Raw genomic sequence first — 24,428 nt, 5'->3', positions numbered from 1 at the left:
GCAGTTGTCGCGCTACAGGGCTTTCGCTGACAAAAAAGCCCGCCGGTGCAGTGCGCGGGCGGGCTTGGCAGGCCGGTTGCTGATGGGATTACTTTTCGACGAAAGCGCGCTCGATCACAAAGTCACCAGGGGTGGTGGTATTGCCTTCCTTGAAGCCACGGTGCTCCATCATTTCCTTGAGCTGGGCCAGCATGGCGGGGCTGCCGCACAGCATGACGCGATCGGTCTCAGGATTGAGCGCGGGCAGGCCCAGACATTGCGGGAAGATGTTGTTGTTGATCAGGTCGGTGATGCGGCCTTGGTTGCGGAAAGGCTCGCGTGTCACGGTAGGGTAGTAGTGCAGCTTGTCCTTGACGATCTCGCCCAGGAATTCGTGCTCGGGCAGGTCTTTTTCAAACATGTCCTTGTACGCCAGTTCCTTGACTTCGCGCACGCCGTGCACGACCACCACGTTGTCGAATTTTTCGTAGGTTTCGGGATCACGGGCGATGGCCAGCCATGGCGCCAAGCCCGTACCCGTGCCGATCATGTACAGATTCTTGCCAGGCAGCAGATAGTCGATCAGCAGCGTGCCTGTGGGCTTCTTGCCCACGATGATGGTGTCGCCCACCTGGATGTGCTGCAGACGCGAGGTCAGAGGGCCGTCTTCCACCTTGATGGACAGGAATTCCAGGTGCTCTTCGTAGTTGGGGCTGGCGATGGAATAGGCACGCAACAGGTTTTTGCCATCCACCTTCAGGCCAATCATGGTGAAGTGGCCGTTGGAGAAACGCAGCGAAGTGTCACGTGTGGTCGTGAAAGAGAACAGACGGTCCGTCCAGTGATGCACGGACAGGACGCGTTCTTCGAGAAAAGCACTCATGATGGAACTAAAGTCAGAGGATGCAAAAACGGGCACGGCATGCCCGGGCTTCGATAGCCGGGTGGCGAACCCTGTATGACTGCGTGATATGCGCCAGGGGTATAGCGGGCCGACTTTTTATATATCAATCTACTATTGTCCGAGAAATGCAAGCGCAAGGGGGCAGTTGCGGTCTTTCATTTGAGATGGATTAGTAATAAGCACCTGCCTGGAGTGATAAATGCCGCAAAGCTTGACAGTGATTAATGCTCGGAATTAGCATAATGACAAGGTGTACGGCGTATTGGCGCCGGCGCATTTTTTTAAAACTAAATATACTCAATTTGAGTATTAATTAGCATGGTGCCACCGCACCGTGGAGGACGACATATGCAACTGCGCTGGACACTGCCCGTCTGGGCCCTGGCGATACTTCCTGCCTGGGCGGCCCAAGATGTGCTGAAGATTGGAGAGATCAACAGCTACAAAGCCATGCCAGCTTTTCTGGAGCCCTACAAAAAGGGTATGGACTTGGCGGTGGAGCAAATCAACGCACAAGGCGGTTTGCTGGGCAAGAAAGTGGAGCTGGTGACGCGCGATGACAACGGCAATCCTGGTGATGCCATTCGCGCTGCGGAGGAGCTGTATGCACGCGAGAAGATCGATGTGCTCACCGGCTCTTTCCTGTCGCACGTAGGCATGGCGCTGACCGATTATGCGGGCCAGAAAAAGCGTTTCTTCCTGGCTTCGGAGACGCTGACCGACAAGGTGGTCTGGGAAAACGGCAACCGCTATACCTATCGCCTGCGTGGCTCGACCTACATGCAGACTGCCATGCTGGTGCAGGAAGCCAAGAAGCTGAACAAAAAGCGCTGGGCCATTGTTTATCCCAACTATGAATACGGCCAGTCGGCAGTGGCCACCTTCAAAAAGCTGATGAAGGAAGCGCAGCCCGACATCGAGTTTGTGGCCGAGCAAGCACCCGCTCTGGGCAAGATCGATGCAGGTTCGGTGGTGCAGGCCTTGGGCGATGCAAAGCCCGACGCGATTTTCAATGTCCTCTTCTCGGTGGATCTGGGCAAGTTTGTGCGCGAAGGCAATACGCGCGGCCTGTTCAAGGGGCGCGAAGTGGTGGGCTTGCTCTCCGGCGAACCGGAATATCTGGATGCCTTGCGTCAGGAAGCGCCAGAGGGCTGGATTGTCACGGGTTACCCCTGGTACAGCATCAAAACGCCTGAGCATGAAGCATTCTTGAAGGCTTACCAAGGCAAGTTCAAAGACTACCCGCGCCTGGGCACCATTGTGGGTTACAACGCCATCCAGTCGCTGGCCGCAGGCATCACCAAGGCAGGCAGCACGGAGACCGAAGCGCTCATCAAGGCCTTCAAAGGTCTGGATGTGAACACGCCCTGGGGCGCCATCACCTACCGTCCCCAGGACAACCAGTCCACCATGGGCGCTTTTGTAGGCAAGACCACGTATAGCAAGGACATGAAGCGCGGCATCATGACCGACTTCTACTATGCCAATGGCAAGGACTACCAGCCTTCGGACGAGGAAGTGAAAAAGCTGCGCCCTGCCAGCGCGCAATAATTCGCGCATTACCTACAGCCACCTGCATGTGCAACGCGCACATTGGGTGGCTTTTGCATATCTGATTGTTTTGCCGTGGAGGAGCACATCGTATGAGTGCATCCGGCCTGTTGGCCCAATTGCTCAACGGACTGGCCAGCGCATCGTCACTGTTTCTGGTGTCTGTGGGTCTGTCGCTGATCTTCGGGGTCACGCGCACCATCAATTTTGCGCATGGCTCTTTCTTCATGCTCGGTGCATATATCGCATTTGCCAGCGTGGAAGCACTGGAATCTGTTATCGGTTTCTGGCCTGCCTTGTTGCTGGCTCCGCTGGTGTGCGGCTTGATCGGCGCAGTGACCGAGATGGGCCTGCTGAGGCGCATCTACAAAGCGCCTGAGCTGTTCCAGTTACTGGCCACGTTTGCGCTGGTACTGGTGATCAAAGATGCAGTTCTGTGGCTGTGGGGACCGGAAGAGTTGTTTGGTCCGCGTGCAGCGGGTCTGGATGGGTCCATCGAGATACTGGGCCGCCAGTTTCCAACTTATGACTTGTTGTTGATTGCTGTTGGTCCCCTGGTGCTCCTGGGTCTGCATCTGCTGCTGACCAGAACCCGCTTTGGCACTCTGGTGCGAGCTGCCACGCAAGACCGCGAGATGGTGGGAGCATTGGGGGTCAACCAGGCGTGGCTGTTTACCGCAGTTTTCGCTTTGGGAACGCTGCTCGCGGGCTTGGCTGGAGCGCTGCAATTGCCGCGTGAACCGGCCAGCCTGGAGATGGACATGACCACCATTGGCGCAGCCTTTGTGGTCGTGGTTGTGGGAGGGATGGGCAGCATTCCCGGTGCCTTCGTGGCGGCACTGCTGATTGCGGAAATCAAGGCAGTGTGCATCTGGCTGGGCGTGCAGGACATAGCAGGTGTGGAGGTGTCATTTTCCAAGCTCACACTGGTGGTGGAGTTCCTGGTGATGGCTGTGGTGCTGATCTGGCGGCCCTGGGGACTCATGGGCCAGCCTCAAGCCGCGACACGCCACACAGGGGTGCCCGAGCAGCCGCTGCGTTCGGCGGGGCGGGGCAGCACCATCGCCTGGAGTGTGCTGATTGCCGCCTTGCTGCTCATGCCGCTGTTGGTGGGCAAAGGCAGCTATGCCACGGTGCTGGTTACGGACATGTTGATTGCAGCACTGTTTGCTGCAAGCCTGCACTTCATCCTCGGCCCCGGTGGCATGCACTCTTTTGGTCATGCCGCCTATTTTGGTTTGGGCGCCTATGGCGCCGCACTGGCGGTACGAGCGCTGGATCTGCCCATGGAGGCAGCGCTGCTGTTTGGTCCCTTGGTGGCTGCGGCCGGTGCATTGCTCTACGGCTGGTTCTGCGTGCGCCTGTCAGGCGTGTATTTGACGATGCTGACGCTGGCTTTTGCACAAATCACATGGGCGATCGTGTTCCAGTGGGATGGGCTCACTGGGGGCAGCAATGGCTTGACTGGCGTATGGCCCAGTGATTGGGCAGCATCTACAGAGCATTTTTACTGGCTGGCGCTGGCTTTGTGCGTACTGGGTGTGTATCTCTTGCGCCGCATATTGTTCTCCCCACTGGGTTACGCATTGCGCGCAGCGCGAGATTCCACTCTGCGTGCCGACGCCATTGGGCTGAATGTGCGCCGCATTCAGTGGGTGGCATTTGTCATTGCAGGTGCTTTTGCAGGAGTGGCCGGAGCGTTGTTTGTGTTTTCCAAAGGCAGCGTGGCACCAGACAGCCTGGGCGTGACCAAGAGTGTGGATGCGCTGGTCATGGTGCTGCTGGGCGGCATCCAGAGCCTGGCAGGCCCCATCGCTGGTTCTGCAACTTTTACATGGCTGCATGACACCGTGGCGCGCAATACGGATTACTGGCGCGCCATGATGGGCGGCACCATGCTGCTGCTGGTGATGTTGTTTCCCCAAGGGATCGCGGGGCTGGGGCAAATGCTGCACGGGCTGCGGGGCCCGTCTCAGAAAGTGCAGGTGGGCGCATGAATACGCTGCTCCAGGTTCAGGGTATTTCAAAAACCTTTGGCGGTGTTCAGGCCGTGCGGGATGTGTCGTTTTCCGTGCGAGCCGGAGAGCTGTTGGCGCTGATTGGCCCCAATGGCGCGGGAAAGAGCACCACCTTCAACATGGTAGGGGGACAGCTCAGGCCGGACCGTGGTCATGTGTTGCTGTCAGACGAAAACATAGCGGGTTTGGCTCCGCGTGACATTTGGCGCAAGGGTGTTGGGCGCACTTTCCAGATTGCGCAGACCTTTGCTTCGCTCACGGTGGTGGAGAACGTGCAGATGGCCTTGCTCTCGCACGACCAGCACATTTTTTCATGGTGGCCACGGGCGGCTGCGCACCGCCGCGACCATGCGCTGGCTTTGCTCGAGCAAGTGGGCATGGCCGCCCAGGCAGACCGTGCCTGTAGCGCGTTGGCCTATGGTGATGTCAAGCGTGTGGAGCTGGCGATTGCCCTGGCGCACGATCCCAAGTTGCTGCTCATGGACGAGCCCACGGCTGGCATGGCTCCTGGCGAGCGTGTGGCGCTGATGCAGCTGACGCGTGAGCTGGCCAGGGCCCGGCAGGTGGGCGTGCTGTTTACCGAACACAGCATGGATGTGGTGTTCGGTCAGGCCGACCGCGTGGCGGTGCTGGTGCGGGGTCAGTTGCTGGCTGAAGGTACGCCGCAGCAGGTGCGTGATGACGCTCGGGTGCAGCAAGCCTATCTGGGCACGGGCCTGGTGTTGGAGAAACAGGTATGAGCGGCACTGATACATTGCTGCAGGTGGAGCAGTTGAATGCTTGGTATGGCGCTGCGCACATCCTGCACGGCGTTTCTTTGAACGTGGGGCGTGGTGAAGTGGTGGCGTTGATGGGGCGCAATGGTGCAGGCAAATCCACCACCCTCAAATCCATCGCTGGGCTGGTGCAGCGGCGCGAAGGAAAAGTTTTTTTCATGGGCGCTGACATGCGCCGCAAAGCTTCGCACCAGATCGCACGTGCAGGCTTGGGCTATGTACCGGAAGACCGACGCATCTTCACTGCGCTGACGGTGCTGGAAAACCTCGAGGTGGGGCGGCAGAAGGCGCGCTCCTGGCCTGGTGGAGAAGCGCTGCCGCACTGGACGCCTGAAAAGCTTTTTGCACTGTTCCCCAATCTGGGGGAAATGCCAGATCGCCCGGGAGGACAGATGAGTGGAGGTGAGCAGCAAATGCTGACCGTGGCGCGTACCCTGATGGGGCAGCCCTACGTGGTGCTGCTTGATGAACCCAGCGAGGGTGTGGCCCCCTTGATCGTGGAGCAAATGGCGAAAACGATTTTGCAGCTCAAGGCCCAGGGCATTGGTATTTTGCTCAGCGAGCAAAACCTGCCATTCGCGCAAGTGGTGGCAGACCGTGCTTATGTGCTGGAAAAAGGCCAGATTGTGCACAGCAGCAGCATGGCTGAACTGGCAGGCGATGAAAAGGTGCGTCAGCAGTATCTTGGGGTGTGAAGCCGTTTAAGGCGCTGCCAGCGCGCGCAGGTGCGGTGAAGCCGCCAGCGCACTGGGCAGAAGATAGCTGCCGCTGAGCAAGGGGAGCGACACCTGCGTGAAGTGCACTTGCAGATCGAGCCCGGCGTGCTGCCACGCGTCCCACACCAAGGTCGTGCAATAGGTGCCCAGCGTGCGGTCAAGCATATGAAAGCGGCGCCCCTTTTGGCCCAGGGCCCAGTTCACCACTTGCTGTCGTTGGGTGGCGCTGACTCCGTGCACCTGCATCACCTGGAAGCCACTGGCACGCTGTGCATCCAGGTAGAACGCCAGATCGTCGAGCACCACGGCATCTGGTGTGCCTCTGCGCTCGGAAGGCGTAGCATGCACAACCTGCCAATTTTCTGGCGTTCCAATGAGCAGTCCAACATGGCTGTAGAGCCCTTGATCCACAGCCATTACCGCATGGCTGACCCCTTCAGTGCCCGCCCGGAAAATCAGGTCGCCAGCCATGGCCTGGGCTGGCAGCTGCGGGGTTTGGGCAGCACACCAGCCGCTGAAAAAAAAGGCCACCCCAATCGTGGCCTTGTACAGCAGGCCGGTGGTCAAAGGATGATCTTCCAGTTGCCATCTTCTTGGCGCAGCTTGAAGTTTTCTTCCTTCGTCTTGCCATTTTTGTACGTCAATTTCACATGTACACGGGCTGTTTGGCCATCTTCTGCAATCTTTTCTTCGAGCAACTCGATGCTGCCCATGCCGCCGTTGGCTTCTGTGACGGAATTGCTTTGCGCCACCATCATTTCCACCTTGGGTTTGACCATGCGCATTTCGTCGGCCGAGACTTGAGCCAAAGCCATGTATTGCAGGGCTTTGTCGGTATTGCCTGCTTGCACGGCAGCATAAAAATCTTTGACCACACCAAATGGTGAGGCGCTGCCCAGGCAGGCGCTCAGACCCATGGCCAAACCCATGGCCAGGCAGGTGCGGCGTGAAATAGACATACTGATTTCCTCTCGAAGTGCGCGCTGCGGCGACGTTAGACGTGTTGTTGGGCGTGCAGGCTAAGGGAGGGCGGCATGGATGGCAAGCCAGACTGTGGCGTGTTTGCCTATTCGAAACATGTGCTTGCAATGCTGGGGCGCTGGCGCAAGGGTTGCAACCATGCATGCAATTGCGGATAGCGTGCGACGGGGCACAGCGCAGGCAGGCGAAACAGCAGGTATTCAATGGCCACAGCCGCCATGATCTGTGCCAGGGTGATGCGGGTGCCAAGCGGCTGGGGCGGAGTGTCTTCCAGTGTCTGCAAGGCACGTGCGATGGCGGCCAGGCGTCGCTGTCCCAGCACACTGTTGTCGGCCGTCTCACCCTCGTATTTGCGTGCAATCACCACCTGAAATGTAGCTTCCATCAGGCCATAGGCCACGCTTGTATGTGCCAGTACCGCTGCCATTTGCTCAGGGGGAACCAGCCGTGCGCCGCTACCGATGTGGTCCAGGTACTGCGCAATCAGCAAGGATTCAGCGATTGCCGAGCCCTCTTCGGTGACCAGCACGGGAATACGTGCCTGGGGATGCTGGGCCAGAAGCGCAGGGTCGTTGCTCCACGGATCAGTCCAGACCAGGTTTACGCGGTCGACCAAGCCTTTTTCCAGCGTGATCACTCGAACCACGCGGGCAAAGGGGGAAGTGGCATTCAAAAAAAGTTGCATGGTGAAGGGGCTCGAAGATGCTGCTTTGCGTGCTTAGTGCAGGGGGGCAGCAAGTGGCTTGGATTTGGAGAAAAAGACAAACAGGGTGCCCAGCGCCAAAGCGCTGCAACCCCAGATGAACAGACTGCGATAGCTGCCCGTGCTGGCATAGATGGAGGCCATGAGGTAGCCCGCAGTGGCTTGCAGCAAGGCAAAGCCTGCGGTGGCATAGCCCCACATGCGTTTGTGCTGTGCGGGGCCGATCAGTTGCATCAGATAACCCGAAGTAATGGCCGCCATGCCCGGCGACAGCGCACCCACGATAAAGCCCGAGACAGCATGGCTGGCAAAGCCCACGGTGAACAGCGGCAGCGCAATCGCTACCGCTTTGAGCGCGTAAGCACCAGTGGTGGTTCGCCACCAGCCCCAGCGTGTGGCACACAGGGCGGCGCACAGCGGCCCCGCCACGGCGCCCAGACCAAAAAAGGCCCATTGGGTGGAAGCATAGGCGGGGCCGTGATTGAGCTCACGTGCCAGATAGTCCACCCAGAACACGGTATGCGGCACAAAGCCAAAGCCGTCGGTGATGTAGGCGGCAAACACCAGCACGACAGGCAAGTTCCAAAGGGCAGCGGGCAGGGAAGCCGTGGCCGAAGCGGTGCCGGGTGCCACGGAAACCGGCACCGCAGCGGGCAAGCGGTGTGCACTGTGCCATCCCCACACCAACGCCAGCATGCATACTGCCGTCAGTCCCCACCAGATGGCGCCCAGGCTTTGCCGGGCCAGCGATGGCACCAAGGTGGCAGACAGCAGGGCACCCACGCCAATTCCAGAGAACATCAGCGGCCCCAGCGCCGCCCTGCGCTCCAGTGGTGTGGTGGCCATGGCCACAGAGGGGCCCAGCACCATCAAGGCGGCACCGGCCACGCCCGACAGCAAGCGCCAGAAAAAGAACACGGGCATGGGCTGGGCAAAGCTGCAGCCAGCAAAGCTCAGCGCTACCGCCAGCCAGCACAGCACCAGCACGCGCACAGCGCCCAGACGCTCGGCCAAAGGCGCTGCGGCCAAAGCGCCAATCAAATAACCCAGCAGATTGGCTGCGCCCAGATAGGCGACCTGCTCACCGCTGAACCAGCCCGCGAGCACCATCTGGGGCATCAGCGCGGTGTAGGCAAAGCGGGCCAGTCCCACGCCGCTGAGCGTAGCCAGGAAGCCGGTGAGGAAAAGCGGTAGTTCAGAGCGTCGGATCACATCGCACCTTGAAGTCGTGGTAGCAGGTTAGGGGATTGCTGCAATCATGTCCAATGATTCAAAATGAATCCTGTGATCTGTATTTGTGATAAAGCGCCATGCAACTCAAATCTCTACGCATGTTTGATGCCGTGTGCAGCACAGGCAGCTTCGGTGCTGCCGCGCAGCGACTGCATACCGTGCAGTCCAATGTAACGGCACACATCAAAAAACTCGAAGACGAGTTGCAGGTGCAACTGATGGAGCGCAGCAGCACACCGGTGCGTCTGACGCCTGCGGGGCATACCTTGTTGCCGCATGCTCAGCGCTTGCTGCAAACCCACGACGAGACCTGCGCACTCTTTGCAGGTAAGCGGCCGCCGGCAGGCAGCTTGCGCATCGGTGCCATGGAGAGCACAGCGGCTCTGCGCTTGCCGCCAGTGTTGGCCCAGTTGTACAAAGACCACCCGCACATTGATCTGCAGTTGCGTACAGGGCCTTCGGGCTGGCTGGTGGATGAGTTGCAGCGCGGGGCGCTGGACTGCGCGCTGGTTGCGGGGCAGCCACCGCACCCTCGCTGGTGGGCGCGAGCGGTGTTTCAGGAAGAACTGGTATTGGTCAGCCCCAGGCCTTTGGAGGCTCTGCCCACGCCGCAGGTTTTGCTGGGCACACCGTTTCTGGCGTTTCGGCAAAGCTGCAGTTATCGCCAGCGCATTGAGCTGTTGCTGGCCAGCCAGGGCATTACGGGCGCTCGGATCATGGAGATGGGCTCGCTGGACGCCATTCTGGGCTGCGTGGCGGCCGGCATGGGGTTCGCACTGATGCCGCTGGCTCTGATGCGCATACAGCAAGCGCGTTTTGGCGTTCATACCCTGGTATTGCCAGAACCTCTGCGCAGCCAGATTGCTCTGGTCGATACCTGGCTGGTGGCGCCTGAGAAGGCAGGGTGGTCGCCCCAGTTGCATGCGTTGGCGGGCAAGCTGGGAGTGGCGGCTCAGAGATCGTAAACACGTTCTTAGAGCCGCGAATACTGCACCTGATACGTGGCTGCATCGTTTTGTCGTATTTGCGGGCTGCCTGCGGCTTCGTGTCACATCTTGGCCGTAAACCTTCGGTTTTCTGGGAGGTGTATGAGTCCCCAAGCTGCGAGATGAGGCGCGGTTGCTTCCTCCTGACGTGGCAGCGCGCGTTGACCGGCAAGCGTGATGCGATTACAGCTGCAGATGTCAACGCTGCGTCGATCAAGTGCTTGATCAATGAAACTTGTGCACTAGCGCGGCTCAGTTCACTAGCTTGTAAAGATAACGTAAAGAAATGTGAACAAGCTGTAAATAAAAAAGCAATAGAATTGAGAATGATTCCTATTGCTCTTTAATTTCTGGGTTAACTTAGATGCCAAGCTCACCGCACGCACCCCTACAGCTCAACACTCTTGTCCTCGCATTGCTGGCAAGCAGCGTTATCACCACAGTACATGCACAGGCGCAGCCAGTCGCAGAGGCGGACTCCGCAGCACTCAATGCGACGCCGCAGTTGCCTCAGGTCCATGTGCGCGACAAATACGAGCGTGAAGACCTGTCCGGGCTGGCCCCAGGTCGCAAGGCTGCCAAGGGCGCGCGGCTGGGTATCCTGGGTGCCACGTCCATCAAGGACGCTCCGGTACACGTCAATGCCTACACCCGAGAGCTGGCCGAGGACTGGTCTGCTTTGTCGCTGCAGGATGTGCTGGAAAATGACGCTGCCGTTGTCTTCACCACCAACAAGGGACACCTGCTACAGAACTTCAATTTGCGCGGTCTGGATGTGACGGCCATGGACATCGCCACCAATGGTCTGTACGGCATTGCACCAGCCAATTCGGTACCCATCGAGATGTTCGAGCGCGTGGAAGTGATGCGTGGCCCCAATGTATTGCTGTCGGGCATGCCTCCGTTGGCCAGCGTGGCAGGCTCTGTCAACATGGTTACCAAACGCGCTCTGGCTCAGCCAGTGGCCGATCTGACGGCCACTTATGTGTCCGACTCCTACTTGCAGATGCATGCTGACGTGGGCAAGCGCTTTGGTCCCGAGCAACGCTTGGGCCTGCGCTTTAACGGCGTCTATGGCTCGGGAGACATGGGCGCTGATGCTGAAAACCAGAAGCGCCGCGTTGCAGCTCTGGGCCTGGACTATCTGGGCGACCGCGCACGTTTTTCGCTAGACGTCTACAACAGCATTACCAAGATCGACAATGGCAGCCCCGGCATGTTCAGCTTTACAGGAAACCGTGCTGTCAAGGGCGTTGGCCGCCTGCTGGCACCACCCAGCGGCGACGTGAACATGTTCCGTGGCACCCACGGTGAATACGACAACAGCGGCCTGCTGGCCCGCGCGGAGTTTGACTTTACGAGCGAGCTGCAAGGTTACTTCGCAGTCGGAGGCTCGGAAGCCGAAGGCAAGGGCCTGCTGTTTGGTACCCGAGCCATCGTGACTCAGGCCGATGGAACCACCCGGGGTGCCATTTACAACGTGCATACGCAGTCGAAACGGCGCACGGCAGAGGCCGGCATGATCGGCAAGTTCGCCACTGGAGACGTGCAGCACCGCTTGCAGCTGTCGTTCAACATCCTCAAGCACAAGGAAGGCACATACAACACGGCGTGCAACTACTGCTACACGACCAATATGTACAGCCCCACCACGCCGACCTTCCCTAATGCGCCGCAGTGGAAGGGATATACCACCGAGAATGAATTCCGCTCACTGGCTCTGGCTGACGTTATGAGCTTTGCTGAGGACAAGGTGCTGCTCACCGTGGGTGCCCGTCACCAGACGGTGAAAACACCGCGGACCAATGGGGCGGCCTCCAGCTACAGTGAGAGCCGCCTCTCCCCGATGGTTGGCTTGGTCGTGCGCCCGTGGGGGGACAACGTCTCTTTGTTTGCCAACTATACCGAAGGGTTGGAGCCGGGGCGTACCGTTGCCGTCGGCTATGCAAACAGTGGCGAAACACTGAAACCGATGCAAACCAAGCAGGCGGAGCTGGGCGTGAAGATCGAGGCCGGAGATACCACTCACACGTTGAGCACGTTCCGCATCGAAAAACCTTCGGTCATCACCAACAGCAGCAACTTCCAGGTTTTGGATGGCGAACAGCGCTTGACTGGTCTGGAGTGGAGCGCATTTGGCCGGTTGTCTCCAACATGGACGCTTCTGGGTGGTGTGGAATACATCAAGTCGCGTCAGGTCAACACTGGATTGGAGAACTTCGGAGTGCCCAAGTTGCGTGCCCGTGTTGGACTTGATTGGGCGACCCCCCTGCAAGGGCTGACAGTGGGTGGCCGCATATTGCACACCGGCAAGCAGTGGGTGGATTCGGGCAACAAGCTGCGTGCCCCTTCCTGGAACCGCCTGGACCTGATGGCCAAGTACGAGACCAAGTTGGGCGTCACCCCTGTGCGTCTCAATGCCAGCGTGGAAAACGTGACCGACAAGAAGTACTGGATCGGGATGTTCACCGATGGTTTTGCCATGCCTGGTGCGCCTCGCACCTTCCGTGTGTCAGCCACGGTGTCTTTCTAAAGAGCGCCATAGCTCAATCGGGCGGTGCATGCAGCTCCATTGCATGGATCGCCCGGCCATCATGGATTTGATCCATCGGAGCGCTCTGCACCGTATTGCGTAGCGCTCCGTTACCCTGACTTTGTTTGTGCCTTGTTCACCATGCCTTTCTCCATCTTCCTGGGCCTGGCCCTCACTACTGCGGCCTGTATGTGCATCTATGCCGCATCGCCGCACCAAAAAATGTTCGCCTCTCCTTGGCCTGCCCTTGTCGCGCGAGGGGGTAGCGGAGCGCTCTTGCTTGCAGGGTGGCTGGGGTTCAGTAGTGGATTGCACCGCCTGACTGCCAGCTTGGTCACTCTGACTGCGGTGATGCTGGTGCTGGCCGTCCTTCCCTATGTTGGAGTGTGGGTTCATGGCCGACGTTCACATTGACCCTGAGGGCGGCCCTTCCTTGCGCGCCACCGTAAAACTCAAGCCGATACAACCAGCCTGGTTGACCAAAACTTTGGCAGGGACAGTGCTGGGGCTGAGCTTGTCGCTGATTGTCAGCGGCATCCTGGCGGCACTGCTGCACGGCATGCCGTTGCCCGTCAGCAGTCAGCTCGTCATGTGGCTGGTACCTCCGGTCTGGCTGTTGGTGCAGTCCCTGGTGTACCTGTTTGAGACAGGTTTGCGTGCCTGGTTGTGGTTGGGTGGCATCAATGTCCTGGCCCTGAGTGTTTGGTGCTGGTTGAAAGCAGGGAGCCTGACATGAGAGCAGACTACATCCGCATCTACAAATCCGTGCATACCTGGACGGGCATCCTTAGCGGCATGGCCTTGTTCATTGCGTTCTATGCTGGGGCTCTGACGGTGTTCAAGGAGCCCATTCGCCATTGGGTGACACCGCCGGCCGCCATGGTGCAAGTGGTGCCCATGGACGCAGTCCAGCCCTTGATTGCACGCGCCATGGCCAGCACTCCGGCCGCTGCACGTGGCGCGGTGGTGCACCTGGAGGGCGACAGCGCCGTGCCGCGAGTGGAATGGCAGGTGCGCGACCCCAAGGCCGGTGACCACGACGAAAGCGCAGTGCGCCACTACCGCGCCGAGCTGGCCAGCGATGGCACGCTGCAGGTGAATGAGCAGCCACCAGCCAGACTGGTGGAGTTGATTGACACACTCCACCGCGTCGTGGGCTTGCCGTTCGACTCCGATGCCAACCGCTGGTTCATGGGCGTGATCTCTGCGCTGTATTTCGTGGCGCTGGTGTCGGGGGTGATCGTGTTATTGCCATCGCTGGTCAAAGATTTTTTTGCAATGCGCGTGGGCCGCAATCTCAAGCGTATGTGGCTGGATGCGCACAACGTTGTAGGCATCGTCAGCCTGCCGTTTCACCTTGTCATGGCTTTGAGCGCTGTCGTGTTTGCTTTTCATGACCAGATTTTCGAAGTACAAGACCAGTTCCTCTATGAAGGTCGCTGGTCGCAAACCGCTGCCCGGCCCCCAGGTGGCAAGTCCTCTGCGGTGGTGAATGACCCTGCCCGAATGCTGCCACCTTCGCGGCTCGTACAGCTGGCCCGCGACGCCTCTCCCGGTTTTGTTCCCAATCGCCTGCAATATGCCCAGGTCACTGGTCCCAAGCCCACGGTGCGCGTATGGGGTCACCATCCCGAAGGCATCTCACCACGCGCTGTCGGCGGCTTTGCCATGTTGGATCCCTACACCGGGGAGTTGTTGTCCAAAGATTATTTGTCTGGCGGGCAAACCACCCCCAATTTGATCATCAGCAGCTTCTTTGCGTTGCACATGGCGTCGTTTGGTGGCTGGGTGGTGGGATGGATGTATTTCTTGCTTGGACTGGCCGGTGCCTGGCTGTTTTACAGTGGCAATCTGCTGTGGGTGGAAACACGGCGCAAGGCTCAGCGCAAGGGTGCGGCGCTGCCGACGCAGCGGCGTGATACGTACCTGATGGCGGCAGCCAGCGTCGGCGTGTGCCTGGGCTGCGTATCGGGCATCTCGCTGACCATGGCTGCAGCCAAATGGCTGCCTGGCCGGGTTGATGACCTGGCGGCTTGGCATATGGGCATCTACTACGTCGCATTCTTTGCTTGCATCGGTTGGGCATTCGCACGCGGTGGGGCCAGAGCTTCGGTGCATTTGCTGTGGACTGCCGCCGTCTGCACAGCAGTGATTCCGCTGTCATCGTTGCTAGGCTGGGCTATGCCTGATACCGGTGCATGGATGAGCGCATCATGGCTAGGGGTTGATGCCACCGCCATCACGGGCACGTTGGCATTGGTTTGGATGGCTCGGGCCACGGCCCGCCGGGTGCGCAGTGGTCCGGCTGACAGCGTGTGGTCGGCCAAAACATCGCAGGCGGGTGCAACGGATGGAACAAGCAAAGCCCCGACTTAATCAGTTCAGGCAACTATTGCATTGGAGTGCATAAAACCATTCCAAGCTTGATAGCCACCATACAAGCTTGTGGCCGCACTGTTTTGCCTCATGCCCCCATGATGCCTGCGAAACGCGGGCATCTTGCCTTTGAGACAGTCATTGCGAACGGGAGAGCCAAGCTTGTCAGTCAGCAGGGGAGGATGACTCACCAGCATGGAGGCGGTGCTGGCCGTGCTTAAGCCGCGGTGTGCAGCAGTGCACGCCGGTATTGCATGGCCTCGGCAATGTGTGCGTTGCCAATCGTGGAGCTGGCGGCCAGGTCGGCGATGGTGCGTGCCACGCGCAACGCACGGTGAGTGGCACGGCTACTCCAGCCCAGCCGGTCTGCGGCTTTGCGCAACAGCTGCGCGGCACCGTCTTCCAGGTGCAGATGCTGAGCCAGGGCATCGCCTTGCAGCATCTGGTTGCTGCATCCTTGGCGCGACAGTGCACGTTGGCGCGCCAGTGTGACGCGGTCTCGAATGACTGAAGTGGGTTCATCCTGGTGCTTGCTCAGCAGATCGTGCGCAGGAATGTGCGTCACTTCCACATGGAGATCAATGCGATCGAGCAAGGGGCCGCTGAGCTTGCTTTGGTAGCGAGCCACCTGATCGGGGGTGCAGCGACAGGTGCGCTGGGTGCTGCCCCAAAAGCCGCAAGGGCAGGGGTTCATGGCCGCGATCAGTTGAAAGCGTGCTGGAAACTCCGTGCTATGCGATGCACGGGCAATGGTGATGCGACCGGTCTCCAGGGGCTCTCGAAGCGCCTCCAGAGCGCTGCGCGAGAATTCAGGAAACTCGTCAAGAAACAGTGTGCCGTGGTGGGCGTAGGAAATCTCACCGGGTTTTGGGGGTGAGCCACCGCCGACCAAGGCCACGGCGCTGGCCGTGTGATGCGGATTGGCCGTGCGGCGCAGGCCCCACTCCTCGGGTTTGAAGCGACCGCAGACACTGGCAATTGCAGCACTTTCCACAGCTTCCTGTGTGCTCATCGGTGGCAGCAAGCCCGCAAAGCGCTGGGCCAGCATGGATTTTCCAGAGCCAGGAGGGCCAACCATCAACACGCCATGCTGCCCCGCTGCAGCTATTTCCAGGGCGCGTTTGGCAGGAGCCTGCCCTTTGACGTCGAGCATGTCCGGCCCTGCCGCGGGGGGCGCGACGGCAGGCGCTTGCAAGTGCTGCCAACCAGAGGACGGGAGTGCATCACTTTGCGCCTGCGCAGGCAGGAACTGGGCCACCACATCCAGCAGGTGCGTGGCGCCATAAACCTCGGCTTGAGGCGCGCAGGCCGCTTCTGCGGCGCTGTCCATGGGCAGCACCAGGCGGGCGAGTTCGCCCTGCAGGTGCAATGCCAAGCTGGTGGCCAGGGCACCACGTACCGCACGCAGATCACCAGAGAGCGAAAGTTCGCCCGCAAATTCCCAGCCTTGCAGGCGTGCAGCGTCAATTTGCTTGCTGGCTGCCAGGATGCCTAACGCAATCGGTAAGTCGAATCTGCCGGAATCCTTGGGCAGGTCTGCGGGAGCAAGGTTGACGGTGATGCGCTTGTTGCTGGGAAATTCCAGACCGCTGTTGGCAATGGCGCAGCGCACCCTCTCGCGGGCTTCTTTGACTTCTACCTCCGCCAACCCCACCAGAGAGAAACTGGGCAGGCCGTTGGCCAAGTGCACCTCAACGGTGACAGACAGTGCTTGCAGTCCCAAAAGTGCACGACTTTGCACGCAAGCCAGGCTCATACAGTTTTTCTCCCTAAAAAGGTGCGTAAAAAAGCAGCAAATCCGGCTTTGGTTTGCACCAATTTGGTGCTGTTGCATTGTTTTGTTTTGAAACAATGGTGAGGTGGGATGTTCTGCGCTTCAAGGCCGCTGGTTGGCACGCTCCATGCTTAAAGGGCTTGTCACAACAGTTTTTACAACTTCCAGCTTTCCGGAGGACCGTCTCATGAAAATGGTGTCAGCCATCATCAAGCCCTTCAAGCTCGACGAGGTGCGTGAAGCCCTCTCGCAGCTTGGCGTACAGGGCATCACAGTGACTGAAGTAAAGGGCTTCGGTCGTCAAAAAGGACATACAGAGCTGTATAGAGGGGCGGAGTATGTCGTGGACTTCCTGCCCAAGGTGAAGCTGGAAGCCGCCGTGGATGATGCCGTGCTGGAGCAGGTCATCGAGGCCATTGAAGGCGCTGCGCGTACCGGAAAGATCGGGGACGGCAAGATTTTTGTTTACGACTTGGAGCAGGTCGTGCGCATCCGCACCGGTGAAACCGGCAAGGAAGCCCTGTAACGCAACCCATTACGCAAGAGACTGACATGAAAAAATCGCTTCCTGCAATCTCACTGGGGCTGGGCCTGATGGCCGCTGCGACCGGTGCTTTCGCTCAAGAGGCTGCGCCTGCTGTAGCTGCGGTGGCTGAAGCCGCTGTGGAGGCGGCGCCAGCACTTGATTCTGGTGATACAGCCTGGATGCTGACCTCCACCATGCTGGTGATCCTGATGATCATTCCTGGCCTGGCTCTGTTCTATGGCGGTTTGGTGCGCTCCAAGAACATGCTGTCCGTGCTGGCGCAGGTGTTCACCATCTTCTCGCTGATTACCGTGCTGTGGGCCATCTACGGTTTTTCGCTGACTTTCGGCGGTGAAGGCAAGTTCTATGGCAACTTCAGCAAACTGTTCCTGGCTGGTATCACGCCGGACACTATTTCCTCGGCGCTGAGCACCATCCCCGAGTATGTGTTCGCGGCCTTCCAGTCCACCTTTGCGGCCATCACTGTTGCGCTGATCGTGGGTGCTTTTGCCGAGCGCATCAAGTTCTCTGCCGTGATGATCTTCTCCGTGCTGTGGTTCACCTTCAGCTACATCCCCATGGCGCATATGGTCTGGGGCGGTGGCCTGCTGGCTGAAGATGGCGCGCTGGACTTTGCAGGCGGCACTGTGGTGCACATCAACGCCGCTGTGGCAGGCCTGGTGGGCGCCTACATGGTGGGCAAGCGCATTGGATTCGGCAAGGAAGCGCTGCCTCCGCACAGCCTGACCTTGACCATGGTGGGTGCGTCGCTACTGTGGGTGGGCTGGTTTGGCTTCAACGCAGGCTCTGCAGGTGCAGCCAACGGTACCGCGGGCCTGGCTTTCATCAACACCATTTTGGCAACGGGCGCTGCAGCGGTGGCCTGGATCGTGGCAGAAAGCATGCACAAGGGGAAGGCTTCCATGCTGGGTGCTGCCTCCGGCGCGGTGGCCGGTCTGGTGACTATCACTCCTGCTGCGGGTTTTGTGGGCCCCATGGGCTCCATCGTGATGGGTCTGATTGCTGGCCCTCTGTGCCTGTGGGGTGTGTCTGGCCTGAAGCGTATGCTGAAGGTGGACGATGTGTGCGATGTGTTCGGTGTGCACGGTGTGGGCGGTATCCTGGGGGCCATCTTGACGGGCGTCTTCTGCGCAGCGGGTCTGGGTGGCGTGGAGCCAGAAGGCTTCAACATGGCACACCAAGTGTGGGTACAGTTCAAGAGCGTGATCGTCACCATCGTGTGGTGTGGCGTGGTCTCCTTCATCTGCTTCAAGATCGCAGATATCCTGGTGGGTCTGCGTGTGGCTGAAGATGCTGAGCGCGAAGGTCTGGACATCACCTCGCACGGTGAGTCTGCCTACAACCGCTAAGCAGAGCGATCAGGCGGCTTGCGTTGCCTGAGTGGTTTGTCTCAACCGCCCCACGGGGCGGTTTTTTTATGCGCACAGCGGCACACTTCACGGGAAGCATTCAAAAAATTCACGCAGCTGTGACAGGCAAAAAAGCTGTAGCGCGGCTACGATTGCGCTTTATGGATACTGCCCTTCATCAGACGCACGAGCGTGTACGCGCTGCCCTTGCTGACCCAACTCCACTACGCATTCGAGGTGGGGGCAGCAAAGACTTTCATGCCTTGCAGTTGCAAGGCGAGGTTCTGGACACCCGCAGCCTGAGCGGGATTGTGAGCTATGAGCCCAGTGAGCTCGTGGTGACGGTGCGCGCAGGGACCCTGCTGGTGGAGCTGGAAGCCGCACTGGCGGCCCAGGGGCAGTGCCTGGCTTTTGAGCCTCCACACTTTGCAGGCGCTGAGGGCGATGTCGCTACAGTGGGTGGCATGGTGGCCGCCGGCTGGAGCGGGCCAGCACGTGCCAGCGTTGGTGCTGTGCGCGATTTTGTGCTGGGGATTGAAATGATCAACGGTAAAGCGGAACTGCTGCGTTTTGGTGGCACGGTGATGAAAAACGTGGCAGGTTACGACGTTTCGCGCCTGATGGCGGGCAGCTGGGGCACGCTGGGCCTGATCACCGAAGTCAGTCTCAAGGTGCTGCCAGTGGCCCCGGCAGAAGCGACATTACGGTTTAGCGCAGTGAGCCAGGACCAGGCCTTGCAGCAATTGAATCAATGGGGCGCGCAGCCTTTGCCGCTGAATGCCAGTTGCTGGGTGGAAGACGCTGGTGCGGGCACCTTGTATGTGCGTTTGCGTGGTGCGGTGGCTGCCGTGGAAGCTGCGTGCCAAACCATGGGTGGAGAGCGCATGGACAGCATGCTTGCCGCAGCAGACTGGCGAGCATGTGGTGAGCAGACCCTGCCCTGGTTTGCTGGGCGCTCGGCAGAGCATTGCCTGTGGCGTTTGTCGGTGCCACAAACCACACCGGCGCTGACGTTGCCTGCCGGTGTGCAGGCGCCTCTGGTGGAGTGGCACGGCGGTGTGCGTTGGGTGCAGGCTCCGAGAGCCATGGAGCACCAGCTGAAGGCCCTGGCCCAGCAAGTGGGCGGCAGCGCGGTATTGTGGCGCGCTGAGCGCGCAGATCAGATAAGCGGCGCTCCCCTTTTTGATATGCAGTTGCCAGCCATGCTGCGCATCCAAAACCAGCTCAAGCAGGCTTTTGATCCGGCAGGTATTTGGAATCCTGGCCGGACAACGGCTTAAAGCGGCATGCGCAGACTGCGCCATCTCACGGATTCCCACCGCACAGGTTCTACCAATCGTGCGTTGGGGTATCTGATGGCTTTCAATGCCGGGGCCATCAATGCGGGTGGTTTTTTGGTGCTGCAGCTCTATACCTCGCACATGACGGGCTTTATGTCCATGCTCGCCGACAGCCTGGTGTTGGGGCAGACCGCGCAGGTGCTGGCCGCGCTGGGCGCCTTGCTGGCCTTTATGGCAGGCGCTGCGGTCTCGGCAATTTTGGTGAATTGGGCGCGCCACATGCATTTGCGCAGCACCTATGCCTTGCCGCTGTTGCTGGTGGCGCTGTTGGTGCTGATATTCGGGCTGGTGGGTGCGGTGACCACGCGCTGGACCACTTTTTTTGCGGTGCCGCTGACAGTGCTTCTCCTGTCTTTCACCATGGGCGTACAAAACGCCACGCTGACCAAGATGTCGCAGGCAACAATCCGCACTACTCATATGACTGGGGTAGTGACCGATCTGGGTATTGAGCTGGGCAAGATGCTGTACTGGAACCATGCAGGCATCCATGCCGAGCAGCGCGTACAGAGCAACTGGTCGCGGGTACGGCTGTTTGCGGGCCTGTTGGCTATGTTCTTGTTGGGCGGTGTCGCAGGCGCTTCGGGCTTTCAACGCTGGGGCTTTGTCTGCGTCATACCACTGGCCTTGCTGTTGATGGCTGTGTCCTTGCCGCCGCTATGGGCGGACATGCGGCATTGGCAGAAATTCTGGAACCCCTCGGATTCAGATTACTAAAAAAGAGACAAACCCCATGCAAACTAATTTGGCACCCGAGTATCAGGGCACGCTCGCAGGGCAGGAAGCGGAAGCCATCTTGCGCAAATGTGTGCACTGTGGATTTTGCACGGCCACATGTCCCACTTACCAGACATTAGGCGATGAGCTGGATGGTCCGCGGGGGCGCATTTATCTGATCAAGCAGGTGCTGGAAGGGCATGCCCCCACACGTGCGACGCAGGAACACCTGGATCGCTGCCTGACCTGTCGCAATTGTGAGAGCACATGCCCCAGCGGCGTGCAATATGGTCATCTGGTGGATATTGGCCGCAAGGTGGTGGACGAGAAGGTGCAGCGACCCCTGGGCGAGCGCGTGCAGCGCTGGGCGCTCAAAGAAGGGCTGAGTTCACCGCTTTTTTCCCCAGCCATGAAACTGGGGCAATCCGTGCGCAGCCTGCTGCCAGAAAGCATTCGTGCCAAGGTGCCAGCCAGGAGCGAGCATGGCGTCTGGCCCACACGCCAGCATGCCCGCAAAGTGCTGCTGCATCTGGGATGCGTGCAACCGGCCATGTTGCCCAACATCAATTACGCCACGGCGCGAGTGCTGGATGCGGTGGGCATACAAAGCGTGGTTGTGAAAAGCAGCCAGTGCTGTGGTGCGGTGAAGTACCATCTCAACGACCATGATGGCGGCAAAGCCCAGATGCGTGCCAATATCGATGCATGGTGGCCTGCGGTCGAGGCCGGTGAAGTCGAGGCGATTGTCAGCAATGCCTCCGGTTGCGGCGCCATGCTCAAAGATTGGGGGCATATCCTGCGCCATGAGCCCGCGTATGCAGACAAGGCAGCACGTATCAGCGCCTTGACCCAGGACGTGAGCGAGCTGCTGCCTGCCATGTTGCCCGAGCTGGCTGACAAGCTCCAAGGCAAGGTGCAAGTGACGCAGCAACCCATGGCCTATCACCCACCTTGCACCTTGCAGCATGCGCAAAAGCTCAAAGGTGTGGTTGAGGCCAATCTGCAACGGCTGGGCTTCCAATTGCGTACCTCGCGCACTGAATCGCATTTGTGCTGTGGCTCGGCGGGCACGTATTCGGTGTTGCAGCCTGTATTGTCGAAAACCTTGCGTGATCGCAAGCTGAAAGCACTGGATGAGGCCGAACCACAGGCCACCACCATTCTTTCTGCCAATATTGGCTGTATTGCACACTTGCAAAGCGGCTCCAGCGTTCCCGTGCGCCATTGGGTGGAAGTGCTGGATGAGGCATTGCAGGGATAAGCCCGATGCAGGCATAGGGGGCTTGCTGCACACAGTGCGCACATTGCTGGCATCATCGCGGCTTTGATTTTTCTTGTACTGGCCTCAAGCCCATGACTGAACCTGTGTCCACCCCTGTTGAAAACGCGGCACCTGCCGCAGCTGAATCTGTGCGTACGGAGCGTCGCCCCAGCCACCGTGGCGGGCGTGGTCGCGCTGAACAATCGGGCAAGCCTGCAGCACGTCCTGCGCGCGAAGTGCACCCAGTGCTTGCGCAGCTGGCACAGTTGCACCCGGTGCTGTTTGGTGAAACGGTGCTGCCGCTCAAGCGCGGTATTTTTCAAGACCTGCTGGCTGCCCATGGCGATGCGCTGGACAAGGCAGGTCTGAAGGTTGCGTTGTCCATTCACACACGCTCGACGCGCTATCTGAACGCAGTCGCCTCCGGTGCTGCCCGCCATGATCTGCAGGGTAACGTTGTTGAAGCGATGGCCCCTGAACACGTGTTCCACGCTTTGGTGGAGGTGTTCAAGCGTAAGAAACCGCGTGATGGCGAAGACCTGCAAGCCAAGCTGCGCCGCCGCATGGCGATTGCTTTCATGGCCTCGGGCATGCGCCGCGAAGCCTATCTGGAAGTGGTGCAGGTGCGCGATGAAGCGACACAGGCGCTGCTGGATGCGGCACTGACCGAAGTGGCCGAGCAGGATGCAAAGGCCGAGGCAGTGGAACGTGCCTATGTGGCCAGTGGATCTGGCGATGTGCGTGCATTTGCAGACATGTACGGCATGAATGCCCATACGGTGATGCGTCAGCTACACCGCGCCAAACAGCTCCAAGCCAATCAAACAGCCTAAGCGCTGGCAGCATTCAAAAAAGGGCCTCCAGGCCCTTTTTCATGCGCAGGGTGCCGATGCTTGCAGCGCTTTTTCAATGTCGTGCACCAACTCACTGGGTGTGACCTTGGGAGCGTAGCGCCGCAGCACCTGCCCTTCACGGCCCACCAAAAACTTGGTGAAGTTCCATTTGATCATCTGGGTGCCCAGCAGGCCTGGAGCTTGAGCCTTGAGCCAGACAAACAGCGGATGTGCCTGTGCGCCGTTGACATCGACCTTGGCCATCATGGGGAACTGCACCCCATAGTTGCGCTGGCAAAAATCAGCAATCTGCGCATTGCTGCCTTTGTCTTGATGGCCGAACTGATTGCAGGGGAATCCGAGGACCACCAGCCCTTGATCTGCATACTGCTGGTGTAGTTGTTGCAAGCCTTGGAGTTGTGGCGTGAAGCCGCACTCGCTTGCAGTGTTGACCACCAGCACCACTTTGCCACGGTAGGTCTCGAGTGCTTGTGTGTACCCATCAATGTGGGTCGCAGAAAAATCGTACAAGCTGCGCATGGTGGATTTCCAGCCGAAAAAGAGAATCACTATCTTGCCAGCATTGCGCGTGCAACACAGTCACCATCATGGCTGTATCCGAATGGCTTGCCTATCTGCGTTAAATATTTAGCATCTTGTGTGAGAGCAACAAGGAAGGCGGTAGACAATGAACCGAGGTCTTTTGTCACTTTTAGAGAATGCCACCACCACACTGGTGCTGGCCGTATTGGTGCTGGGTGCAGGCATTGGATATGGTGCATACATGCGTCATCAGGCACCAGAGCCTGCAGCCGTTACGACACCATTGTCAGATACAGCGGCTGCTACGCCGAAGCAGTGACTTTTGCACGTTTGCCAAAATTCGGGCTACAAAAGGTCGGATCTTTTCTCTTAGCCCCGAAATGGCCTAGCGTTTGTTGCCTTGAAGCACCGCCAGCAAGGCGCCGCCAACGATCAGTACGCCACCCAGCAGCATGCGTGGCGTGAGTTCTGTAGCGCCCAGCAACCAGGCAGACCCGCTGGCAAACAGTACCTCGGAGAGCATGATCAGTGATGTGGTACTGGTCGGTACACGAGCTGCGCCGTATTGCAGCGCCCAGGAACCAATTGCCACAAGGACTGCCATGCCCAGCAGGCAGGCGATCCAGATGGCATCAGGCGCAGGAATGCGGGGAAAGTAGTCCATGACTTGTCCAAGGCTGGCGGTGAGCAGACCCACGGTCACGCAACCCATGAACATGGCCAGCACGCGCGCCATGCTGGGGGCGTGGAAGCTGCGGCGCAATATGACATTGGTGCAGGCAAAACAGAAGCCCCCAAACAAAGCCAGGTACTCGGGCAATCCGATACCAGCGGTCAGGCGCTCCAGGGTGCTGCCTTGGGGCCAGATCACCAAGGCCATTCCGCTGAAGGCCAGGACCAAACGCAGCAGCCCAGCGCCTGTGGGCCGTTCACCCAGAAATCGCCAGGCCAGCAGTACAGTCCAGGCGGGCATGAGATAGAACAGCAAGATGACGCGCACCACATCACCGGTGGATGCGGCCATGTTGAAGGACACATTCGTCAGTCCTGACGATAACGCCAGCAGCCACAGTACGCGGTTCTGGAAGAAAGCTTGCAGGGTGCCGCGTGACCACAGCACGGTCAGTACTGTGAGCAAACCGTAAATCATGCTGGTAGCCCAGGGCGCGACCAGTCCGTGGGCATACATGGTCTGAAAGGGCCACCACGCCAGTCCCCAGACCATGGCGTTGAAAAGAAGGCATAGATAGGGCAGCGAAGCAGGCATGTCAAAAAAAGCTCCGGCGCAGGGGAGACTGCGCCGGATGC

24 protein-coding genes are annotated in these 24,428 nt (G+C 59.3%); 16 read left to right on the top strand and 8 right to left on the bottom strand.

The window, feature by feature from the left end:
- Positions 1 to 88 precede the first annotated feature (88 nt).
- Positions 89 to 862 carry a ferredoxin--NADP reductase gene (locus tag QEP11_RS08085; protein ID WP_284336126.1) on the bottom strand — a complete coding sequence of 258 codons (774 nt, stop codon included), beginning with the start codon at positions 860 to 862 and terminating at the stop codon, positions 89 to 91.
- 369 nt (positions 863 to 1,231) lie between these two features.
- Between QEP11_RS08085 and QEP11_RS08080 the strand changes: the two genes are divergently transcribed.
- From QEP11_RS08080 to QEP11_RS08065, 4 genes are all read left to right on the top strand, one after another.
- Positions 1,232 to 2,434, top strand: a complete 1,203-nt coding sequence (locus QEP11_RS08080) for an ABC transporter substrate-binding protein (RefSeq protein ID WP_284336125.1) — start codon at positions 1,232 to 1,234, stop codon at positions 2,432 to 2,434.
- Positions 2,435 to 2,526: 92 nt separating this feature from the next.
- On the top strand, positions 2,527 to 4,431 hold the full coding sequence (locus tag QEP11_RS08075; RefSeq protein ID WP_284336124.1) for an ABC transporter permease: 1,905 nt from the start codon (positions 2,527 to 2,529) through the stop codon (positions 4,429 to 4,431).
- Positions 4,428 to 5,192, top strand: a complete 765-nt coding sequence (locus tag QEP11_RS08070; protein ID WP_284336123.1) for an ABC transporter ATP-binding protein — start codon at positions 4,428 to 4,430, stop codon at positions 5,190 to 5,192. The genes QEP11_RS08075 and QEP11_RS08070 overlap by 4 nt, the downstream gene beginning before the upstream one ends.
- Positions 5,189 to 5,923, top strand: a complete 735-nt coding sequence (locus tag QEP11_RS08065; RefSeq protein ID WP_284336122.1) for an ABC transporter ATP-binding protein — start codon at positions 5,189 to 5,191, stop codon at positions 5,921 to 5,923. The genes QEP11_RS08070 and QEP11_RS08065 overlap by 4 nt, the downstream gene beginning before the upstream one ends.
- 6 nt (positions 5,924 to 5,929) lie before the next feature.
- Here QEP11_RS08065 and QEP11_RS08060 read toward each other — a convergent pair whose 3' ends face one another.
- The 4 genes from QEP11_RS08060 to QEP11_RS08045 all read right to left on the bottom strand — a co-directional run bounded on the left by QEP11_RS08060 (position 5,930) and on the right by QEP11_RS08045 (position 8,840).
- On the bottom strand, positions 5,930 to 6,511 hold the full coding sequence (locus QEP11_RS08060; RefSeq protein ID WP_284336121.1) for a YiiX/YebB-like N1pC/P60 family cysteine hydrolase: 582 nt from the start codon (positions 6,509 to 6,511) through the stop codon (positions 5,930 to 5,932).
- Positions 6,508 to 6,903 (bottom strand): DUF4878 domain-containing protein, encoded by a 396-nt coding sequence (locus QEP11_RS08055; protein WP_284336120.1) that lies wholly within the window; start codon positions 6,901 to 6,903, stop codon positions 6,508 to 6,510. The genes QEP11_RS08060 and QEP11_RS08055 overlap by 4 nt, the downstream gene beginning before the upstream one ends.
- 107 nt (positions 6,904 to 7,010) lie before the next feature.
- Complete coding sequence (locus tag QEP11_RS08050) at positions 7,011 to 7,610, bottom strand: glutathione S-transferase family protein (protein WP_284336119.1); 600 nt, start codon at positions 7,608 to 7,610, stop codon at positions 7,011 to 7,013.
- Positions 7,611 to 7,643: 33 nt separating this feature from the next.
- Positions 7,644 to 8,840 (bottom strand): YbfB/YjiJ family MFS transporter, encoded by a 1,197-nt coding sequence (locus QEP11_RS08045; RefSeq protein ID WP_284336118.1) that lies wholly within the window; start codon positions 8,838 to 8,840, stop codon positions 7,644 to 7,646.
- Positions 8,841 to 8,938: 98 nt separating this feature from the next.
- Between QEP11_RS08045 and QEP11_RS08040 the strand changes: the two genes are divergently transcribed.
- The 5 genes from QEP11_RS08040 (at position 8,939) to QEP11_RS08020 (ending at position 14,756) form a co-directional block, all read left to right on the top strand.
- Entirely contained in the window at positions 8,939 to 9,826 is an 888-nt protein-coding gene (locus QEP11_RS08040; RefSeq protein WP_284336117.1) for a LysR family transcriptional regulator, read from the top strand.
- Positions 9,827 to 10,211: 385 nt separating this feature from the next.
- The gene (locus tag QEP11_RS08035) at positions 10,212 to 12,380 is read left to right on the top strand and encodes a TonB-dependent receptor (protein ID WP_284336116.1); all 2,169 of its coding nucleotides are present in this window, start codon (positions 10,212 to 10,214) and stop codon (positions 12,378 to 12,380) included.
- A gap of 141 nt (positions 12,381 to 12,521) precedes the next feature.
- A complete protein-coding gene (locus QEP11_RS08030; RefSeq protein WP_284336115.1) occupies positions 12,522 to 12,794 on the top strand; it encodes a hypothetical protein in 273 nt (90 codons plus the stop codon).
- Positions 12,775 to 13,116 carry a hypothetical protein gene (locus QEP11_RS08025; RefSeq protein ID WP_284336114.1) on the top strand — a complete coding sequence of 114 codons (342 nt, stop codon included), beginning with the start codon at positions 12,775 to 12,777 and terminating at the stop codon, positions 13,114 to 13,116. Before QEP11_RS08030 ends, QEP11_RS08025 begins: the two co-directional genes overlap by 20 nt.
- Complete coding sequence (locus tag QEP11_RS08020; protein WP_284336113.1) at positions 13,113 to 14,756, top strand: PepSY-associated TM helix domain-containing protein; 1,644 nt, start codon at positions 13,113 to 13,115, stop codon at positions 14,754 to 14,756. Before QEP11_RS08025 ends, QEP11_RS08020 begins: the two co-directional genes overlap by 4 nt.
- A 217-nt stretch (positions 14,757 to 14,973) precedes the next feature.
- Here QEP11_RS08020 and QEP11_RS08015 read toward each other — a convergent pair whose 3' ends face one another.
- Complete coding sequence (locus QEP11_RS08015) at positions 14,974 to 16,512, bottom strand: YifB family Mg chelatase-like AAA ATPase (protein ID WP_284336112.1); 1,539 nt, start codon at positions 16,510 to 16,512, stop codon at positions 14,974 to 14,976.
- Between the two features lie 205 nt (positions 16,513 to 16,717).
- Between QEP11_RS08015 and QEP11_RS08010 the strand changes: the two genes are divergently transcribed.
- From QEP11_RS08010 to QEP11_RS07985, 6 genes are all read left to right on the top strand, one after another.
- On the top strand, positions 16,718 to 17,056 hold the full coding sequence (locus QEP11_RS08010) for a P-II family nitrogen regulator (protein WP_042411906.1): 339 nt from the start codon (positions 16,718 to 16,720) through the stop codon (positions 17,054 to 17,056).
- A gap of 26 nt (positions 17,057 to 17,082) precedes the next feature.
- Positions 17,083 to 18,426 carry an ammonium transporter gene (locus tag QEP11_RS08005; RefSeq protein WP_284336111.1) on the top strand — a complete coding sequence of 448 codons (1,344 nt, stop codon included), beginning with the start codon at positions 17,083 to 17,085 and terminating at the stop codon, positions 18,424 to 18,426.
- A gap of 161 nt (positions 18,427 to 18,587) precedes the next feature.
- The gene (gene glcE, locus QEP11_RS08000) at positions 18,588 to 19,706 is read left to right on the top strand and encodes a glycolate oxidase subunit GlcE (RefSeq protein WP_413788697.1); all 1,119 of its coding nucleotides are present in this window, start codon (positions 18,588 to 18,590) and stop codon (positions 19,704 to 19,706) included.
- A gap of 6 nt (positions 19,707 to 19,712) precedes the next feature.
- Positions 19,713 to 20,483 carry a YoaK family protein gene (locus QEP11_RS07995; RefSeq protein WP_284336110.1) on the top strand — a complete coding sequence of 257 codons (771 nt, stop codon included), beginning with the start codon at positions 19,713 to 19,715 and terminating at the stop codon, positions 20,481 to 20,483.
- A gap of 16 nt (positions 20,484 to 20,499) precedes the next feature.
- The gene (glcF, locus tag QEP11_RS07990) at positions 20,500 to 21,744 is read left to right on the top strand and encodes a glycolate oxidase subunit GlcF (RefSeq protein ID WP_284336109.1); all 1,245 of its coding nucleotides are present in this window, start codon (positions 20,500 to 20,502) and stop codon (positions 21,742 to 21,744) included.
- A 92-nt stretch (positions 21,745 to 21,836) separates the two neighbouring features.
- Positions 21,837 to 22,577, top strand: a complete 741-nt coding sequence (locus QEP11_RS07985) for a ProQ/FINO family protein (RefSeq protein ID WP_284336108.1) — start codon at positions 21,837 to 21,839, stop codon at positions 22,575 to 22,577.
- A gap of 39 nt (positions 22,578 to 22,616) precedes the next feature.
- Here QEP11_RS07985 and QEP11_RS07980 read toward each other — a convergent pair whose 3' ends face one another.
- Positions 22,617 to 23,117: a glutathione peroxidase gene (locus tag QEP11_RS07980; RefSeq protein ID WP_284336107.1), complete on the bottom strand. Its 501-nt coding sequence runs from the start codon at positions 23,115 to 23,117 to the stop codon at positions 22,617 to 22,619.
- A 148-nt stretch (positions 23,118 to 23,265) separates the two neighbouring features.
- On the opposite strand from QEP11_RS07980, the gene QEP11_RS07975 reads away from it, so the two are divergent.
- Positions 23,266 to 23,439: a hypothetical protein gene (locus QEP11_RS07975; protein ID WP_284336106.1), complete on the top strand. Its 174-nt coding sequence runs from the start codon at positions 23,266 to 23,268 to the stop codon at positions 23,437 to 23,439.
- Positions 23,440 to 23,505: 66 nt separating this feature from the next.
- Here the strand turns inward: QEP11_RS07975 and QEP11_RS07970 are convergent, their stop codons facing one another.
- On the bottom strand, positions 23,506 to 24,387 hold the full coding sequence (locus QEP11_RS07970; protein WP_284336105.1) for a DMT family transporter: 882 nt from the start codon (positions 24,385 to 24,387) through the stop codon (positions 23,506 to 23,508).
- Between the last annotated feature and the right edge of the window lie 41 nt (positions 24,388 to 24,428).

This window comes from Comamonas halotolerans (assembly GCF_030162935.1).
Classification (GTDB): domain Bacteria; phylum Pseudomonadota; class Gammaproteobacteria; order Burkholderiales; family Burkholderiaceae_C; genus Comamonas; species Comamonas halotolerans.
This window is presented reverse-complemented; position numbering and strand designations above follow the sequence as displayed.